Origin of the sequence: Clostridium sp., assembly GCF_029267215.1 — a bacterium.
Classification (GTDB): Bacteria; Bacillota; Clostridia; order Clostridiales; family Clostridiaceae; genus Sarcina.
The window spans coordinates 1-1051 of the sequence record NZ_JARIDH010000052.1 but is presented as its reverse complement, the minus strand read 5'-3'; the positions used below and the strand labels follow the sequence as shown (position 1 = coordinate 1051).

Here is a 1051-nt window from a genome sequence, read left to right as displayed (position 1 = left end):
TTGATCCTGTAACGTCTGTTGTTCTGAAGTAGAATTGTGGTCTGTATCCATCGAAGAATGGAGTATGTCTTCCACCTTCTTCTTTTTTAAGTACGTATACTTGACCTACGAATTTTTTGTGTGGGTTTATTGTTCCAGTTTGAGCTAAAACTTGACCTCTTTCGATGTCAGTTCTTTGGATCCCTCTTAATAATGCTCCTATGTTATCTCCAGCTTGTGCTTCATCTAATAACTTTCTGAACATTTCGATTCCTGTAACAACAGTTTTTCTTCTCTCTTCAGTTAATCCGATTATCTCTACTTCGTCTCCAACGTGTAGAATTCCTCTTTCAACTCTTCCTGTTGCAACTGTTCCTCTACCAGTGATTGTGAATACGTCCTCTACTGGCATTAAGAATGGCTTATCTGTTGCTCTTTCTGGTGTTGGAATGTAGCTATCTACTGCTTCCATTAACTCTCTGATACAAGCTGTTGCAGCTTCATCAGTTGGGTTTTCTAATGCTACTAAAGCTGATCCTTTTATTACTGGGATATCGTCTCCTGGGAAGTTGTACTCGCTTAATAACTCTCTAACTTCCATTTCAACTAACTCTAATAACTCTTCATCGTCAACCATATCAGCTTTGTTTAAGAATACTACTATATGGTCAACTCCAACTCTTGATGATAATAAGATGTGCTCTCTTGTTTGAGGCATTGGACCATCAGCAGCTGAACATACTAATATAGCTCCATCCATTTGTGCAGCACCAGTAATCATGTTTTTAACGTAGTCTGCGTGTCCTGGACAGTCAACGTGAGCGTAGTGTCTGTTAGCAGTCTCATACTCAACGTGAGCTGTATTGATTGTGATTCCTCTTTCTTTTTCCTCTGGAGCTTTATCTATTTCATCGTACTTGAATGCTTCTGCTCCACCAGCTTGTGCTAAAACAGTTGTTATAGCAGCTGTTAATGTTGTTTTACCGTGGTCTACGTGACCGATTGTTCCAATGTTAACGTGTGGTTTGCTTCTTTCAAATTTTGCTTTTGACATTGCAAATTCCTCCTTTTA

General features: G+C 39.1%; 1 protein-coding gene. It reads right to left on the bottom strand.

From position 1 onward, the window contains the following. Nucleotides 1-1033: elongation factor Tu (gene tuf, locus Q1K13_RS09575; RefSeq protein WP_300350058.1), on the bottom strand; the 1033-nt coding region annotated here is incomplete at its 3' end. Nucleotides 1034-1051 lie beyond the last annotated feature (18 nt).